Genomic DNA, 15,322 nt, shown 5'->3' with positions numbered 1-15,322 from the left:
CGAAGTTCGCAGCGCCCGCCTCGGGCCGGAATGCGGCCGCCGGTTGAGGCCGGCCGCCTGCTGGCCTATACGCCCATGCCATGGACATCGCCGACCGCGCCAAGCTTTCCCCGCCAGACGGGCATTCCAGGGTGCTCCTGCACAGCTGCTGCGCGCCCTGCTCGGGCGAGGTCATGGAGGCGATGACGGCCAGCGGCATCGACTATACGATCTTCTTCTACAACCCGAACATCCACCCCAAAGAGGAATATCTCCTCCGCAAGGACGAGAATATCCGCTTCGCGCAGGCGCACGGCATCCCCTTCGTCGACGCGGACTATGACACGCAGAACTGGTTCCGGCGCGCGAAAGGCATGGAGTGGGAGCCGGAGCGCGGCGCGCGCTGCACCATGTGCTTCGACATGCGGTTCGAGCGCACGGCGCTCTATGCGCATGAGAACGGCTTCCCCGTCATCACCTCCTCGCTCGGCATCTCGCGCTGGAAGAACATGGCGCAGATCAACGATTGCGGCGAGCGCGCGGCGAGCCATTATCCCGACCTCGTCTACTGGACGTTCAACTGGCGCAAGGGCGGCGGCGCGGCGCGGATGATCGAGATATCGAAGCGCGAGCATTTCTATCAGCAGGAATATTGCGGCTGCGTCTATTCGCTGCGCGACACCAACGCCCATCGGACGAGCCAGGGACGCCCGGAAATCGTCATCGGCCAGCTATACTATGGCGACGAGCCGGACGCCTGAGCCTCCCTCTCCCCAAGAGCGCGCCTGCCCCCCCGTCACCCCGGGCTTGACCCGGGGTCCAGCTTTCCGCCTCCACCGCAGCGCTTCCGGAAAAGCCGACCACCCAGCTCAAGCCCGCAGCAACGAGGTGCGCGAGCGGCCATTTCCCTGTCCGCCAACCCGGGCACACATATAAATCTATAAAGATTTCTTTATATGGCACTTGACAGAATCGCCGTCCGGCCTTCTACAGCAGAGTGTCGAGGTTCCCCGTTCCAGGGCCCTAAAGGGTTCTGCGCGACGGGGCTAAGACGGGAAGCCGGTGGCGCCTTCGGGCGGAATCCGGCGCTGCCCCCGCAACTGTAAGCGGTGAGCGGCGGTTCCATCTCGTGCCACTGGCGCCCGCAAGGCGCCGGGAAGGCCGGAGCCGACGTGTCGACCCGCGAGCCAGGAGACCTGCCTTCGACGCGATAACGTTCCTCGGACGGGGGTTCCTCCGGCGGACGCGCGAAAGCAGGGCCCGGATGCTGCCCCTCCGGATCTGACTGTGCTCGTGCGCCTGCCCGTAGACCTTCGCCACAACAAGGTGATTGGTCGATGTTCGCAACCCCCCTGCCACATGCCATCGGCCCACCGGCTCGATCGACCCGGCGCCTTGCCGCCACGCCCCGCCTCGTGGCCGGGGCCGCGCGCTAACCGCATTTCCATCGCCTGAGACACCCCAAGACGGCCGGCGGCATCGCCCGGCCGAAGGAGATTTGCCGTGCCTGCAACCATTGCCAACCTCGGTTTCCCCCGCATCGGCCCGCGCCGCGAACTGAAGACCGCCGTCGAGGCCTATTGGGCCGGCAAGATCGACCGCGCCCAGCTTCTGGAAACCGCAAAGGGCCTGCGCGCCGCCGCCTGGGACCGGCAGAAGGCGGCCGGAATCGACGTCATCCCCTCCAACGACTTCTCCTTCTACGACCAGGTGCTGGACACCAGCGTGATGCTCGGCGCCATCCCGGACCTCTACCGCGCTCTTGGCGCGCCGGATTCGCTGGAGGTCTATTTCGCGATGGCGCGCGGCACCCGCACCGAAGTCCAGGAAGAAGGCTGCGCCCATGGCCATGGCGGCGGCGACGTGCCCGCGCAGGAAATGACCAAATGGTTCGACACCAACTACCATTATATGGTGCCGGAAGTGTCGCCGGATCAGGCCTTCGCGCTCAGCAGCACGAAGCCGCTGGACCATTTCCGGGAAGCCGCCGCCCTCGGGCATCACACCCGCCCGGTGATCCTCGGCCCGGTCACCTGGCTGCTGCTCGCCAAGAGCCATGTGCCGGGCTTCGAGCCGCTGACCCTGCTGCCCCGCCTCCTGCCCGTCTATGCCGAGCTGCTCGCCAAGCTCAGGGCCGCCGGCGCGGACTGGGTGCAGATCGACGAGCCGGCGCTGGTGCTGGACAGCCGCGAGGCGATCAGGACCGCCTATCGCACCGCCTATGCCGCGCTGGCGGCCGCCGACGGCCCGAAGCTGATGCTGACCAGCTATTTCGGCTCGCTGGGCGACAATCTGGAAACCGCGCTCGCCCTGCCGGTCGCCGGGCTGCACCTCGACCTGGTCCGCGCGCCGGAACAGCTGGAGCCCGTGCTGAACGGCGCCCGGAAGGATCTGCGGCTGTCGCTCGGTGTTATCGACGGCCGCAACATCTGGAAGGCCGACCTCGCCGCCACCCTGGACAGGCTGGAGCCTGTGCTGAAGGCGCGGGCCGACATCGAGGTCGCGCCCTCCTGCTCGCTGCTGCACGTGCCGGTGGACCTCGCCGCCGAAACCCGGCTCGATCCGCAGGTCAGGGACTGGCTGGCCTTCGCCCAGCAGAAGCTGGAGGAACTGGCGCTGCTCGGCAAGGCGCTGAATCAGGGGCGCGGCAGCGTCGCGGCCGAACTCGCCGCGAACGCCGCCTCCATCGAGGCCCGGCGCACTTCGCCGCTCACCCATGATCCCAAGGTCCGGTCGCGCCTGTCGGCGGTGAACGCCAACTGGAGCCGCCGCGTCACGCCCTTTGCCGAGCGTATCGCCCTGCAACAGGCACGGCTGCGGCTGCCGCCGCTGCCGACGACGACGATCGGCTCCTTCCCGCAGACGGCGGAGGTGCGCAAGGCGCGCGCGGCCCACGACAAGGGCGCGCTGGACGACGCCGCCTATGCGGCCTTCCTGCGCGAGGAGACGGCCCGCACGGTCCGCTGGCAGGAGGAGATCGACATCGACGTGCTGGTGCACGGCGAGTTCGAGCGCAACGACATGGTGCAATATTTTGGCGAGCAGTTGTCCGGATTCGCCTTCACCCGCTCCGCCTGGGTGCAGAGCTATGGCTCGCGCTGCGTCCGCCCGCCGATCATCTACGGAGACGTGTCCCGCCCGAAGCCGATGACGGTGGAATGGTGGCGCTACGCCCAGTCGCTGACGCAACGCCCGATGAAGGGCATGCTGACGGGGCCGGTGACGATCCTGCAATGGTCCTTCGTGCGCGACGACCAGCCGCGCGCCGACACCTGCCGGCAGATCGCGCTCGCCATCCGCGACGAGGTGGTGGACCTGGAGCAGGCGGGCGCCGCCGTCATCCAGATCGACGAGGCGGCCCTGCGCGAAGGCCTGCCGCTGAACCGCGCGGACTGGCAGGCCTATCTGGACTGGGCGGTGGAGAGCTTCCGCATCGCCGCCTCCGGCGTGCGCCCGGAAACGCAGATCCACACCCACATGTGCTATTCCGAGTTCAACGACATCATCGCCGCGATCGGCGCGATGGACGCCGATGTCATCTCCATCGAGACCTCGCGCTCGAAAATGGAGCTGCTCGACGCCTTCGTGACCTACAAATATCCCAACGAGATCGGGCCGGGCGTCTACGACATCCATTCCCCCCGCATCCCGACGGTCGCGGAGATGCGGGAACTGCTGCTGAAGGCCGGTGAGCGGCTTTCGGCCGGGCAGCTCTGGGTGAACCCTGATTGCGGCCTGAAGACCCGCAAGTGGGAGGATGTGAGGCCCGCGCTCGTCAACATGGTGGAGGCCGCGAAGGCGGCGCGTGCGGCACTGGCCTGAAGCCGTGGGGGAGCGAGACGGCGCGTCGCGCTCCCCCCAGTCGCCCATTGATAGGCCGCCCGCTGATCAGCCGTGCCTGGACCGGATGTTCCTGCGCGGGATCGAAGCCCGCGGCCGCCACGGAGTCCATGAGTTCGAACGCCGAAACGGGCAGCGCTTCGTCGTCGACGTGGACTGGTGGCTGGACACCGCGCAAGCGTCCACTACGGACCGGCTGGACTCCACCTTATGTTACAAGCAACTGCACGACAGCGTCGTGGCGGTGATTGCCGGCGAGCCTTGTCGGCTGATCGAGACGCTGGCCGACAGCCTGTGCCGCACCCTGCTGGCCCGCTTCGCGGCGATGCGGATCGTTCGGGTCACGGTCCACAAGCCCGAAGCCCCGATCGGCGGCAAATTCGCCGACGTCGGCATCCGGATGACCCGCCATCGCGGCCCGGAAGCCCCGTCATGAGCAATTCCATCGCCACGGCGAACGTCTTCGCGTGCGGCATGAACTGCCGCAAACCAGGAAATCGAACAGACGACAAGACGGTAGCCTACAGACTTCCGCACGCCGTTGTGATGGAGATCGAAGACCGGCTGAAAGTGTAAAACCAAGCCGGTTAAATGCGGTTAAATGCTGGAGCGGGTAGCGGGAATCGAACCCGCGTATTCAGCTTGGAAGGCTGCTGCACTACCATTGTGCTATACCCGCCCGCGCATTCGCCCGGCCGAAAGGTGGTGGAGGGGGTTGGATTTGAACCAACGTAGGGAAAACCCGGCAGATTTACAGTCTGCTGCCATTGACCGCTCGGCCACCCCTCCGAACCCTTCGGTGCGGGAGGCGGGCAAATGGCGAATAGGCCCGCAATTGTCAACACCATAGAGCATCGCCAAGGCTTCAGCCGAACACCGCAACCGCCTGCCGCCCCAGCATCACCGGCCGCCCCGTCTCGTCCCACATCGCCATCGCCTGCCCCGCATAGCCTTCGCCCAGGCCATCGTCCGTCGAGCGCAGCAGATACCAGCCGGTGCCGTCGGCATGGCCGGGGTCGAACAATTCGAAGCTCCAGGTCATGGTGCTGATCACCGCGGGCTGCGTGAATCGCGTGAAGCTCGCCGGCGGCAGCGCGTCTCCCAGCACCAGCAGCGCCGCCATCCCCGGCGCAACCGGGTCGGAATGCCTGACCCACACCAGCAGGTCGCCCCTGTCCGCCCCCGCCAGCGGCGCCAGCTCGCCCGCGAGCCTCTGGTCGATATTCCAGGTGTAGGCCGGCCGCCCAGAACCGCGCATGGACCTGCTCGCATCGGGCGCGAGGCATTGCGGCGGCGGCGGAGCCTCGGCGGCATAAGCCGATTCGCGCGCGCCGCCGAAAGCGAACAGGGCTCGAACCGCGATCCGCCCCTCCGAAATCAGGTCGCAAGCCATGTAGGTCACGGATTTGCCCTGCCGCAGCAATGTCGGAACCAGCCGCACATCCTGCGACGCAGGGCTTATATAGGCCACCTGCCCCGCCCTGAGCGGCGGCAGGCCGGGAACCGCCAGGGCGCAGGCGTTCAGCGCCAGCGCCGCCGAAAGCCCGCCATATAAGGTGCGCCCCTGCAGCCAGTTTTCCGGCCCATGCGCGCTCCAGCCCTCGCCGTCCGGCTGCATTCCCGCCAGAATCGAATCGAAACCGCTCATCGTCACGCCTTTCGAAAGGATCGCGGAACGGATTCCGCGCCAAGTTCCCGGTCCACCTTCGTCCGGGCTGTGCAACACCGCTACCCATGCTAGTGGGAGGCCGAACCGCAAAAGAAGATAGCCGGACGATAATGGGACGACGACCGAACAAGCGCCACGGAACCGCCAATCGCCAGGACCCGAATCGCCCGAGGCTCTACGGCCGCCACGCGGTCTACGCCGCGCTGGACAACCCCGAGCGCAGCCTGCGCAAGCTGTTCGGCACGCATGAGGAGCTGGCGAAGATCGTCATTCCCGAAGGGTTGCCGGTGCAGTTCGGCGATGCGCAGGATCTTGGCCGGCTGGTCCCGGTCGACGCCCCGCACCAGGGCCTCGTCCTGGAAGTCGAGCCGCTGGAGCAGCCCTATCTGGATGAAATCCTGCTGGAAACCGATCCGGCCGCGCCGCTCGTCCTGCTGGACCAGGTGACGGACCCGCACAATGTCGGGGCCATCATCCGCTCGGCGGCGGCCTTCGGCGCCCGCGCCATCGTCACGCAGGACCGGCACAGCCCCCCCGAATCCGGGGCGCTGGCGCGTGCCGCCTCGGGCGCGCTCGAAGCGCTGCCTTGGGTGCGCGTGGTGAACCTCGCCCGCGCGCTGGAGGAGATCGCCGAAGCCGGCTACTGGCGTGTGGGCCTCGCCGGCGAAGCGCAGGCGACATTGGCCGAAGCCCTCACCCCGGCGCCGCAGGCGATCGTGCTGGGCGCGGAAGGCGAAGGCATGCGCCACAACACGCGCGAACATGTGGACGTGCTGGCGAAGCTGCCGATCAGCCGCGCCGTCGAGAGCCTGAATGTGTCGAACGCGGCGGCGATCGCTCTCTACGCCGTCGCCAGCCGCCAGCAGATGGCCCGACTGGCGGGATGATCAGAAGGCGTCCATCAGGATGAACGTCCCTTCCTGCCGCTGGTGCGCGTTAATCAGCGGCACCAGCCGCCGGAAATGCTCGCTCCGACAATGGGCGTCGAGGGCGGCCCTGTCCGGCCATTCCTCGATGAAGATGAAATGCCCCGGATCCTTTTGGTCCACGAACAGATCATAGGCGATGCACAGTTCCTCCCCCCGCGTCTTTTCGACGAGCTCGCGATAAAGCGGCAGAACGATTTCCACGGCTTCGGGCCTGATGAAATCCTGAGCGATGACCTTCAGCATGATACGCCCCTCTCCAGCGCGCGCGTCCAGCGGATCCCAGGTTCAGAACCCATGGACATATTGCATCTATTTTCCGTCACCTCGACTCAAACCCGGGGTGACGAAGGGGAACAGCAGCCCCCAGGCTAGAAAAGCGCCTCATCCCAGATCGGGTCGATCTTCCCGCCCCACGGCCCGTGGAATCGCTCCAGCCAATGCTCGGCCAGCGTCCGCCCGCTTTCGGCGATTTCCCATAAGGGCTCCAGGAATCCGGCCTCGCTGTCGCCGGCTGCGTTCAGGCGCGCCCGCCGGTCCAGGCCGCCGGCGGCGATCGCCAGCACCTCCTTCGCCAGCGCCTGCACCGATCCGCCGCCCGGCGCTTGCGCCTTCAGGGCCAGCCTCGGCACGTCGTCGCGCAGCTTCTGCTGCGCCTCGATGCTCCAGCCCTTCACAAGCGCGTAAGCCGCGTCCAGCGCGGTCTGGTCGTAGAGCAGCCCCACCCAAAGCGCCGGCAACGCGCAGATGCGGCTCTGCGGCCCGGAATCCGCTCCACGCATCTCCAGGAAGCTTTTCAGCCGCACTTCGGGGAAGGCGGTGGAAAGATGGTCCTTCCAGTCGCCGTAAGTCGCCTGTACGCCGGGCAGCACCGGCAGACGACCGTCGATGAAGTCCCGGAAGGAAAGCCCCGCCGCATCGACATATCGCCCATCGCGGTAGGCAAAATACATCGGCACATCCAGCATATAGTCGCAGTAGCGCTCATAGCCGAAGCCTTCGTCGAACACGAAGGGCAGCATTCCCGTCCGCGCCGGATCGGTGTCTGTCCAGATATGGCTGCGATAGCTGAGATAGCCGTTCGGCTTCCCTTGCGTGAAGGGCGAATTGGCGAACAGCGCGGTCGCGACCGGCTGCAACGCCAGGGAAACGCGGAACTTCTTCACCATGTCGGCTTCGCTGGAATAGTCCAGATTCACCTGCACGGTGCAGGTCCGCTGCATCATGTCCAGCCCAAGCCCGCCCACCTTCGGCATATGCCCCCGCATGATGGCGTAGCGGCCCTTGGGCATCCACGGCAGTTCCGCGCGGGTGGCGGTCGGGTTGAAGCCCAGCCCCAGAAAGCCCAGCCCCAGCTCCTCGCCGATCGCCAGGCATTGCTGGCGGTGGCGGCCGGTCTCGTCGCAGGTCTGGTGCAGAGTCTCCAGCGGCGCGCCCGAAAGCTCGAACTGCCCGGCCGGCTCCAGGCTCAGGCTGCCGTCGGCGCCGGTCGCGGCGATGATCCTGCCACTCTCCAGCAGCGGCTCCCAGCCATAGCGGCCGAAGGCCTCCAGAAGGTCGCGGATACCGCCCTTCTCCTCCCAGGAAGGCTGGCGATGATCGGCCTTGCGGAACACGAACTTCTCATGCTCGGTGCCGATCCGCCAGTCGCCCGCCGGCTTCTCGCCGCGCTCGAACAGGGCGATCATGTCCGCCTTGTGCGCGACAGGGGCGGCGTCGCCGGACACTTGCTGCTTGTTGCTCATGGCCGCGCCTTAGCGGCAGGCCCCGCGCCGCGCCAGCGACTTTCGAGTGGCGCTCAATCTCCACCGAAAAGCTGGAATTGGGCGATGGCGGCCACCACGGCGGTGTCCGCCCGCAGGATGCGCGGCCCCAGCGCCAGCCGCCGCACCGGCGCCAGCTTCAGCAGCGCCTCGCGCTCGGCGGGCGAGAATCCGCCTTCCGGCCCGATCAGGATCGCGGCCGGTGTGGCGGGTTTCAGAGCCCCCATCGGCTCGCCGCCTTCCTCGTCGGCGAAGAACAGGGCGCGCTCGGGCGGCCAGCCGGCCAGCAGCGAGGACAGCTTCACCGCTTCGGCGAGGTCGGGCAGCGCCGTCCGCCCGCACTGCTCGGCGGCCTCCACCATATGCGCGCGCAGCCGCTCCGGCTTCAGCCGCCCATGGTTCACCCGCTCGGTCAGCACCGGCACGATCCGCGCCACCCCCAGTTCGGTCGCCTTCTCCACGATCCACTCGAATCGCTCGGCGCGGATCGGCGCGGTCAGCAGCCACAGGTCGGGCACCGTCTCCCGGCCGCGGATCATAGCCCCCACCCGCGCGACCACGCGCTTGCGCCCGGCCTCCACCACCACCGCCGCCCATTCGCCGGTCGCATCGTCCAGCAGGCGAAGCTCGGCGCCCGGCTGCAGGCGGAGCACCGTCGCCAGATAATGGATATGCCGGTCGGCCAACGGAAATTCCGCCCCCGCTTCCAGCCTCTCGTCGACGAACAATCTGGGAATCTGCCGCATGGCGCCGGGCTAGCACGGCCGCTAAAGGCAGGAAATGGCGCTCACCCTTGCAATCACCGGCGGCACCGGCTTCGTCGGCGGCCACGCCATCGCCAGCGCCCTGTCGCGCGGCCACCGCGTGCGGGCGCTCGCCCGCCGCCCGCAGGCCGAAAAGCCCGGCCTCACCTGGATCGCCGGCAGCCTGACGGACGCGCCCGCCCTAACCCGCCTCGTCGAAGGCGCGGATGCGATCCTGCATATCGCCGGAGTCACCAACGCCCCGAACCGCGCCGGGTTCGAGGAAGGCAATATCCTCGGCACCGCCTTCCTCCGCCGCGCCGCCGGCAGCCGGCCGCTGGTGCATGTGTCCTCGCTCTCCGCGCGCGAGCCCCGGCTCAGCACCTACGGCTGGTCGAAGCTGATGGGGGAGCAGGTGGCGCGCGGCAGCGCCGGGCCGGTGGCCGTCGTCCGCCCGCCGGGCGTCTATGGCCCGGGGGATCGCGAATATCTGGAGCTGATGAAAACCGCGAAGAGCGGCTTCATCCCCTACCCCAGAAACTCCAGAACTTCCATGATTTACGGCCCGGACCTCGCGCAATGCCTCATCGGTCTCAGCGAGGAGATCACCGGCCCGGCCCGCTCGGCCGGCCGAATATATGAGGTCGACGATGGCGCCGGCGGCTACACCCCGCAGCAGGTGGCGGCCGCCATCGGCACCGCCATCGGCCGCCCGGTGCGGGCGCTGGAAGTCGGCCCCGCCCTCCTCCACATGGCCGCCGCCACAGACAGCGCCTACGCCCGGCTGAAGCGCGCGCAGCCCCGCCTGACGCAAGACCGCGCCGCCTATATGTGCCACCCGGACTGGTCGGCCGACAGCGCTTCCCTCCTGGCGCTCGGCATCTGGCAGCCCGAGACATCCCTCCCCCAAGGCATGGCCGCCACCGCCGCCGCCTATCGCGCGGCCGGCCTTCTCGGCTAGGCCGGCTCTGTCGCCCGCTTTTCCGCCACATTCTGCGGTAAAGGGAAAAGCAACAGGCCGAAAAAGCGGCCCCAAGATACCGGAGATTTTCATGGATCGCGACGCGACCTACGCCCGCCTTCTCGAACTGATCGAGCCCTTCAACAAGAAGGGCGTCGCGCTCGCCGAGGAAACCAGCTTCGCCAACGATCTGGAACTCGACAGCCTGACGGTGATGGACCTCGTCGCCAACATCGAGGACGAGTGGGACATCAACATGCCGCTCAACATCCTCCCCGACCTCGAAACCGTCGGCCAGCTCACCGATGCCGTCGAGAAGCTGAAGGGCTGAGCCGGATGACCGACCTTCTCTCGAAGTTCGACCCCTATATCGCCGAGCACAAGGGGCTCCTCGACACCGGCGTGAACGACCCGTTCGGCGTGGTGATGGAGCAGCTTCTCTCCCCCACCCGCGCCATCATCAACGGCCGCGAGACGATCCTGGTCGGCACCTATAATTATATGGGGATGACGTTCGACGCCGAGGTGATCGCCGCCGGCCAGCGGGCGCTCGCCGGCTTCGGCGCCGGCTCCACCGGCAGCCGGGTGCTGAACGGCACCTTCGCCCCGCACATCGCCGTCGAGCAGGCGCTGAAGGACTTCTACGGCACGAAAAGCGCCATCGTCTTCTCCACCGGCTATCAGGCCAATCTCGGCATGGTGTCGACGCTCGCCGGCAAGGGCGACTATATCGTCCTCGACGCCGACAGCCACGCCTCCATCTACGACGGCTGCAAGCTGGGCAACGCCGAGACCGTCCGCTTTCGCCACAACAATGTGGAGGATCTCGACAAGCGCCTCGGCCGCCTGCCGGCGGACGCCGGCAAGCTGGTGATCCTCGAAGGCGTCTATTCGATGCTGGGCGACGTCGCCCCCCTGCGCGAACTGGTGGCGGTGGCGAAACAGCATGGCGCCATGACGCTGGTGGACGAAGCGCATGCCATGGGCTTCTTCGGAGCGCACGGGCGCGGCGTCTACGAGGAACTGGGCCTGGAAGACGAGATCGACTTCGTCGTCGGCACCTTCTCGAAATCGGTCGGCACCGTCGGCGGCTTCGCGGTTTCCAACCATCCGAAGTTCGAGATCCTGCGGCTGGTCTGCAACCCCTATCGCTTCACCGCCTCGCTTCCGCCCTCCGTCGCCGCCACGGCGGAAGCCTCGATCCGCAAGCTGATGACGGCGACGGAAAAGCGCCGGAATCTCTGGGCCGTTTCCCGCCAGCTCCACGCCGGCCTGAAGGCCGCCGGCTTCCGGATGGCGACGGAAACGCCGGAATCGGCGATCATCGCCGTGCTGCTGCCGGACCAGGCCGGCACCGTCGCCATGTGGCACCAGCTTCTGGAGCATGGAATCTACTGCAACATGAGCCGCCCGCCGGCGACTCCGGCCGGCATCTTCCTGCTGCGCTGCTCACTCTCGGCCGCCCACACGGCGGAGGATGTGCGGGAAATCGTCGCCCGCTTCGCCGCCGCGCGCGACAGCCTGCCCGCCGCCGCCTGACGGAAAGACCGGACCGATGGATTTCCCCTACCCCTATGCCGCCCTCGCCACAGGCCTTGCGATCCTTCTCTACCTCTGGACCGGCTTCGTCGCCGGCAAGGCCCGCAAGCAGCATGGGGTGGATTATCCGGACACACACGGCCCAGCCGCCTTCAACCGCATCTGGCGCGCCCACCAGAACACGCTGGAGGCGCTGCCGCAGTTCCTGCCCTCGCTGTGGCTGTTCGCCCTCGTCGTTTCCGATCTGTGGGCAGGCATCCTCGCCCTCGTCTGGGCAGCCGGACGCATCCTTTATGTCCAGGGTTATGCGCGCGCGCCCGAAAAGCGCGAGACCGGCTTCCTCATCGCCATATTCGCAACCGCGGTGCTGCTGTTCGGCGCGCTGGGGAAAATCCTCTACCAGCTTTTCACCTGAATGGGGGTTAATGGGTCGGCTTATCCCCACCCAAGAAAGTTAGCTGCGCCCGGTGCAGATTGCGTAATCCAACAGCCGCACCCATATTGCGCGCATGTCTGACACCGAACAGCCGATCGCCGAACAACTGACCCGCCCGGTCCTTCCCCTGCGCGACATCGTGGTCTTCCCACAGATGATCGTGCCGCTTTTCGTTGGCCGCGAAAAGTCGGTGAAGGCGCTGGAAGCGGTCATGCAGAACGACAAGTCCATCTTCCTCCTGTCCCAGAAGGACCCGGCGGACGAGGACCCCGCGCTCGACGCGCTTTACGACGTGGGCACGCTCGCCACCGTCCTGCAACTGCTTAAGCTGCCCGACGGCACGGTGAAGGTGCTGGTCGAAGGCCAGCAGCGCGCTCGCCTCGCCCGCCTCGTCGACAACGACGGCTATATGGTGGCCGACATAGAACTGCTGCACGATGAAGAGCCGGAAGGCCCGGAAGCGGCCGCCCTTCTCCGCTCGGCGCAGAAGCAGTTCGAATCCTATGTGAAGTCCGCCAAGCGCACCTCGCCCGAAGTGGCGCTCCAGATCGGCCAGATCGAGGAAGCCGGGCGTTTCGCCGATTCGGTCGCCGGCAACCTCAATCTGAAAATCGCCGACAAGCAGGCCCTGCTGAGCGAAATCCATGTCGCCAAGCGGCTGGAAATGGTCTTCGGCTTCATGGAAGGCGAAATGGGCCTTCTGCAGGTGGAGAAGAAGATCAAGAGCCGGGTCAAGCGGCAGATGGAGAAGACCCAGCGCGAATATTATCTGAACGAGCAGTTGAAGGCGATCCAGCGCGAACTGGGCGACGGCGACGAGGAATCGGACGAAGCCGCCGAATATGAAGCGAAGATCCGCAAGGCGAAGCTCTCGAAGGAAGCCCGCGACAAGGCGCTCGGCGAAGTGAAGAAGCTGCGCGCCATGAGCCCGATGTCGGCCGAGGCCACGGTGGTCCGCAACTGGCTGGACGTGCTTCTGTCGCTCCCCTGGGGCAAGCAGTCGAAGGTGAAGCGCGACATCGTCGAAGCGCAGGCCGTGCTCGACGCCGACCATTTCGGCCTGGAAAAGGTGAAGGAGCGGATCGTCGAATATCTGGCGGTCCAGGCCCGCACCAACAAGCTGAAGGGGCCGATCCTCTGCCTCGTCGGCCCTCCGGGCGTCGGCAAGACCTCGCTCGGCCGCTCCATCGCCAAGGCGACAGGGCGCGAATTCATCCGCCAGTCGCTGGGCGGAGTCCGCGACGAGGCCGAGATCAGGGGCCACCGCCGCACCTATATCGGCTCCATGCCCGGCAAAATCGTGCAGAACCTGCGCAAGGCCGGCAGCTCCAACCCGCTGATCCTGCTCGACGAGATCGACAAGCTCGGCCAGGACTTCCGCGGCGACCCGGCGTCGGCGCTGCTGGAAGTGCTGGACCCGGAACAGAACAACAAGTTCAACGACCATTATCTGGAAGTCGATTTCGACCTCTCGAACGTGATGTTCGTGACGACGGCGAATAGCTACAACATGCCATCCGCCCTCCTCGACCGGATGGAGATCATCCAGCTCTCGGGCTACACCGAGGACGAGAAGGTGGAGATCGCCAAGCGCCACCTGCTCTCGAAGCAACTGGAAGCGCATGGCCTGAAGACGGCGGAATTCGAAGTGACCGACGAGGCGCTGCGCGACCTCATCCGCTACTACACCCGCGAGGCCGGAGTGCGCACGCTGGAGCGCGAGCTGGCGAAGCTCGCCCGCAAGGCGCTGCGGCAGATTCTGGAAAAGAAGGCGGAGACGGTCACCGTCACGCCGGAGAATCTGAAGGACTTCGCGGGCGTGCAGAAGTTCCGCTTCGGCACGTCGGAAACCGAAGACCAGATCGGCATGGTGACGGGCCTCGCCTGGACTTCGGTCGGCGGCGACCTCCTCACCATCGAATCGGTCACCGTCCCCGGCAAGGGCGTCATCAGCACCACGGGCAAGCTCGGCGATGTGATGAAGGAGTCGATCTCGGCCGCCTTCAGCTTCGTGAAGGCGCGCTCCGCCGCCTATGGCATTCGCCCGGACACCTTCACCCGCAAGGACATCCACGTCCACGTCCCCGAAGGCGCAACGCCCAAGGACGGGCCTTCGGCCGGAATCGCCATGGTCACCTCCATCGTCTCGACGCTGACCGGAATCCCGGTCCGGCGCGAAGTGGCGATGACGGGCGAGGTGACGCTGCGCGGCCGCGTGCTGCCGATCGGCGGGCTGAAGGAAAAGCTGCTGGCGGCGCTTCGCGGCGGCATCACCACCGTGTTGATCCCGGCGGAGAATGAGAAGGATCTGGAAGACGTCCCCGCCAATGTGCGGGAAGGGCTGAAGATCATCCCGGTCAGCCATGTGGACGAAGTGCTGAAGCTGGCCTTCACCCGCCCGATCGAGCCGATCGAATGGGACGAAGCGGACGAAAAGGCGGCAGCCCCGGCCCCGACCCCCACCCCGCCGCCGGCCGCCATGACCCACTGACAAAAAAGCCCCTCCCCTGCAGGGGAGGGGTTGGGGTGGGGGCGTGCCATAAACGCGACCGCCACCGATCATCAGCCAGTTCAAATGCACAGCCGGCCACTACCGCAATCCGCGTCACCCCGGGCTTGACCCGGGGTCCAGCTTTCTGCCGCGAGCGTTTGGGCCATATCCCAAGCCAAGCCCGGAATGGCGCAACAGCCGGTCGCACCGAAACCGACCAACCACCCCCATCCCGACAGCAGTTGACACACTGGGGCGCATCGCTTAACCGCCCCCACTCACCCGATGAAACGGGGCGCGTAGCTCAGCGGTAGAGCACTGCTTTCACACGGCAGGGGTCACAGGTTCAATCCCTGTCGCGCCCACCATCGGTTTCCGAAACCAGCGTTTTTTCCACATCCGGTTCGCCGGAACCCAAGGCCTTGTCCACAATCGCCTTCGCCCGCTGCCACAGCCCGCGATCTCCGCGCGTCAGCACCTCCAGCAGCAGCGCCTTTTCCCGAATATAGACCCGGGCAAACCCGCCTCCATATTCCATGATCGTGCTGGAGTTGGAAATCAGGTCCGCCAGCTTCACCGTCTGCGCGTCCGCCGGGGCAAGGGCGATATGCGCCCGGTCCATCGCCTTGCGCACGGCGCGATTGCCATCCTCGGGCTTCGACACATCGGTCAACCAGCCGACAAGCGCCGCCACTTCGCCCCCGAACAGTTCGGAAAGCTCCTCGAGCCGAACCCCGCAATCTTCCACCACATCGTGCAGCAACGCGGCTGCCACCATCGCATCCGTCCCGCCCGCCTCGCGCACCAGACGCCCGACCTCGATCGGATGCACAATATAGGGCTCGCCGGTATATTTGCGCTGCTGGCAAGCATGCGCCTGCGTCGCGAAAAGCTCCGCCCGCGGCACGATATCGTCTTTATCTCCGGTCAATTCCAGTCTCTGCCATCCACTTGCGGCGAAGGCGGGGCCGCACC

15 protein-coding genes, 3 tRNA genes and 1 riboswitch are annotated in these 15,322 nt (G+C 66.6%); of the genes, 11 read left to right on the top strand and 7 right to left on the bottom strand.

Annotation, left to right across the window (positions count from 1 at the left end; genetic code table 11):
• The first annotated feature begins 80 nt into the window (after positions 1–80).
• The 4 genes from L6Q21_RS08775 to L6Q21_RS08760 all read left to right on the top strand — a co-directional run bounded on the left by L6Q21_RS08775 (position 81) and on the right by L6Q21_RS08760 (position 4,395).
• Positions 81–740: an epoxyqueuosine reductase QueH gene (locus L6Q21_RS08775; protein WP_237830366.1), complete on the top strand. Its 660-nt coding sequence runs from the start codon at positions 81–83 to the stop codon at positions 738–740.
• Between the two features lie 226 nt (positions 741–966).
• Positions 967–1,197: riboswitch (cobalamin riboswitch) on the top strand.
• Positions 1,198–1,482: 285 nt separating this feature from the next.
• Positions 1,483–3,801 (top strand): 5-methyltetrahydropteroyltriglutamate--homocysteine S-methyltransferase, encoded by a 2,319-nt coding sequence (metE, locus tag L6Q21_RS08770; protein ID WP_237830365.1) that lies wholly within the window; start codon positions 1,483–1,485, stop codon positions 3,799–3,801.
• A gap of 85 nt (positions 3,802–3,886) precedes the next feature.
• Entirely contained in the window at positions 3,887–4,255 is a 369-nt protein-coding gene (gene folB / locus L6Q21_RS08765) for a dihydroneopterin aldolase (RefSeq protein WP_237830364.1), read from the top strand.
• Positions 4,252–4,395 (top strand): hypothetical protein, encoded by a 144-nt coding sequence (locus L6Q21_RS08760; RefSeq protein ID WP_237830363.1) that lies wholly within the window; start codon positions 4,252–4,254, stop codon positions 4,393–4,395. Before folB ends, L6Q21_RS08760 begins: the two co-directional genes overlap by 4 nt.
• Positions 4,396–4,424: 29 nt before the next feature.
• Here L6Q21_RS08760 and L6Q21_RS08755 read toward each other — a convergent pair.
• The 3 genes from L6Q21_RS08755 to L6Q21_RS08745 form a co-directional block, all read right to left on the bottom strand.
• A tRNA-Gly gene (locus L6Q21_RS08755) sits at positions 4,425–4,498 on the bottom strand.
• A gap of 24 nt (positions 4,499–4,522) precedes the next feature.
• A tRNA-Tyr gene (locus L6Q21_RS08750) sits at positions 4,523–4,608 on the bottom strand.
• Positions 4,609–4,684: 76 nt separating this feature from the next.
• On the bottom strand, positions 4,685–5,467 hold the full coding sequence (locus L6Q21_RS08745; RefSeq protein WP_237830362.1) for an acyl-CoA thioesterase: 783 nt from the start codon (positions 5,465–5,467) through the stop codon (positions 4,685–4,687).
• A 131-nt stretch (positions 5,468–5,598) separates the two neighbouring features.
• Between L6Q21_RS08745 and rlmB the strand changes: the two genes are divergently transcribed.
• Complete coding sequence (rlmB, locus tag L6Q21_RS08740) at positions 5,599–6,375, top strand: 23S rRNA (guanosine(2251)-2'-O)-methyltransferase RlmB (protein WP_237830361.1); 777 nt, start codon at positions 5,599–5,601, stop codon at positions 6,373–6,375.
• Here rlmB and L6Q21_RS08735 read toward each other — a convergent pair whose 3' ends face one another.
• From L6Q21_RS08735 to L6Q21_RS08725, 3 genes are all read right to left on the bottom strand, one after another.
• A complete protein-coding gene (locus L6Q21_RS08735; RefSeq protein WP_237830360.1) occupies positions 6,376–6,660 on the bottom strand; it encodes a putative quinol monooxygenase in 285 nt (94 codons plus the stop codon).
• Between the two features lie 125 nt (positions 6,661–6,785).
• A complete protein-coding gene (locus tag L6Q21_RS08730; RefSeq protein WP_255696815.1) occupies positions 6,786–8,159 on the bottom strand; it encodes a glutamate--cysteine ligase in 1,374 nt (457 codons plus the stop codon).
• 53 nt (positions 8,160–8,212) lie between these two features.
• Positions 8,213–8,923 carry a 16S rRNA (uracil(1498)-N(3))-methyltransferase gene (locus L6Q21_RS08725; RefSeq protein WP_237830359.1) on the bottom strand — a complete coding sequence of 237 codons (711 nt, stop codon included), beginning with the start codon at positions 8,921–8,923 and terminating at the stop codon, positions 8,213–8,215.
• A gap of 34 nt (positions 8,924–8,957) precedes the next feature.
• On the opposite strand from L6Q21_RS08725, the gene L6Q21_RS08720 reads away from it, so the two are divergent.
• From L6Q21_RS08720 to L6Q21_RS08695, 6 genes are all read left to right on the top strand, one after another.
• On the top strand, positions 8,958–9,881 hold the full coding sequence (locus L6Q21_RS08720) for an NAD-dependent epimerase/dehydratase family protein (RefSeq protein WP_237830358.1): 924 nt from the start codon (positions 8,958–8,960) through the stop codon (positions 9,879–9,881).
• A 91-nt stretch (positions 9,882–9,972) separates the two neighbouring features.
• On the top strand, positions 9,973–10,212 hold the full coding sequence (locus L6Q21_RS08715) for an acyl carrier protein (RefSeq protein ID WP_237830357.1): 240 nt from the start codon (positions 9,973–9,975) through the stop codon (positions 10,210–10,212).
• Between the two features lie 5 nt (positions 10,213–10,217).
• A complete protein-coding gene (spt, locus tag L6Q21_RS08710) occupies positions 10,218–11,420 on the top strand; it encodes a serine palmitoyltransferase (RefSeq protein WP_237830356.1) in 1,203 nt (400 codons plus the stop codon).
• A 16-nt stretch (positions 11,421–11,436) separates the two neighbouring features.
• The gene (locus L6Q21_RS08705; RefSeq protein ID WP_237830355.1) at positions 11,437–11,835 is read left to right on the top strand and encodes an MAPEG family protein; all 399 of its coding nucleotides are present in this window, start codon (positions 11,437–11,439) and stop codon (positions 11,833–11,835) included.
• Positions 11,836–11,929: 94 nt separating this feature from the next.
• Positions 11,930–14,347, top strand: coding sequence for an endopeptidase La (gene lon / locus L6Q21_RS08700; RefSeq protein ID WP_237830354.1), 2,418 nt, complete (start codon positions 11,930–11,932; stop codon positions 14,345–14,347).
• Positions 14,348–14,640: 293 nt separating this feature from the next.
• Positions 14,641–14,715: transfer RNA gene (locus L6Q21_RS08695), tRNA-Val, on the top strand.
• Here the strand turns inward: L6Q21_RS08695 and L6Q21_RS08690 are convergent.
• On the bottom strand, positions 14,694–15,278 hold the full coding sequence (locus L6Q21_RS08690) for an HD domain-containing protein (protein ID WP_237830353.1): 585 nt from the start codon (positions 15,276–15,278) through the stop codon (positions 14,694–14,696). The genes L6Q21_RS08695 and L6Q21_RS08690 overlap by 22 nt on opposite strands.
• Positions 15,279–15,322 lie beyond the last annotated feature (44 nt).

This window comes from Sandaracinobacteroides sayramensis (genome assembly GCF_022014495.1).
GTDB classification, from domain to species: domain Bacteria; phylum Pseudomonadota; class Alphaproteobacteria; order Sphingomonadales; family Sphingomonadaceae; genus Sandaracinobacteroides; species Sandaracinobacteroides sayramense.
Note: the sequence above shows the minus strand (reverse complement) of the source record. Positions and strands in the feature narration are given on the sequence as shown.

What these genes read in the sequence shown, in the direction of transcription:
- spt (WP_237830356.1), top strand. Translation starts at nt 10,218, where the DNA reads ATGACCGACCTTCTCTCGAAGTTCGACCCCTATATCGCCGAGCACAAG.
- L6Q21_RS08705 (WP_237830355.1), top strand. Translation starts at nt 11,437, where the DNA reads ATGGATTTCCCCTACCCCTATGCCGCCCTCGCCACAGGCCTTGCGATC.
- L6Q21_RS08725 (WP_237830359.1), bottom strand. Translation starts at nt 8,923, where the DNA reads ATGCGGCAGATTCCCAGATTGTTCGTCGACGAGAGGCTGGAAGCGGGG.
- L6Q21_RS08730 (WP_255696815.1), bottom strand. Translation starts at nt 8,159, where the DNA reads ATGAGCAACAAGCAGCAAGTGTCCGGCGACGCCGCCCCTGTCGCGCAC.
- L6Q21_RS08735 (WP_237830360.1), bottom strand. Translation starts at nt 6,660, where the DNA reads ATGCTGAAGGTCATCGCTCAGGATTTCATCAGGCCCGAAGCCGTGGAA.
- L6Q21_RS08720 (WP_237830358.1), top strand. Translation starts at nt 8,958, where the DNA reads ATGGCGCTCACCCTTGCAATCACCGGCGGCACCGGCTTCGTCGGCGGC.
- L6Q21_RS08715 (WP_237830357.1), top strand. Translation starts at nt 9,973, where the DNA reads ATGGATCGCGACGCGACCTACGCCCGCCTTCTCGAACTGATCGAGCCC.
- L6Q21_RS08760 (WP_237830363.1), top strand. Translation starts at nt 4,252, where the DNA reads ATGAGCAATTCCATCGCCACGGCGAACGTCTTCGCGTGCGGCATGAAC.
- rlmB (WP_237830361.1), top strand. Translation starts at nt 5,599, where the DNA reads ATGGGACGACGACCGAACAAGCGCCACGGAACCGCCAATCGCCAGGAC.
- lon (WP_237830354.1), top strand. Translation starts at nt 11,930, where the DNA reads ATGTCTGACACCGAACAGCCGATCGCCGAACAACTGACCCGCCCGGTC.
- L6Q21_RS08745 (WP_237830362.1), bottom strand. Translation starts at nt 5,467, where the DNA reads ATGAGCGGTTTCGATTCGATTCTGGCGGGAATGCAGCCGGACGGCGAG.
- L6Q21_RS08775 (WP_237830366.1), top strand. Translation starts at nt 81, where the DNA reads ATGGACATCGCCGACCGCGCCAAGCTTTCCCCGCCAGACGGGCATTCC.
- folB (WP_237830364.1), top strand. Translation starts at nt 3,887, where the DNA reads ATGTTCCTGCGCGGGATCGAAGCCCGCGGCCGCCACGGAGTCCATGAG.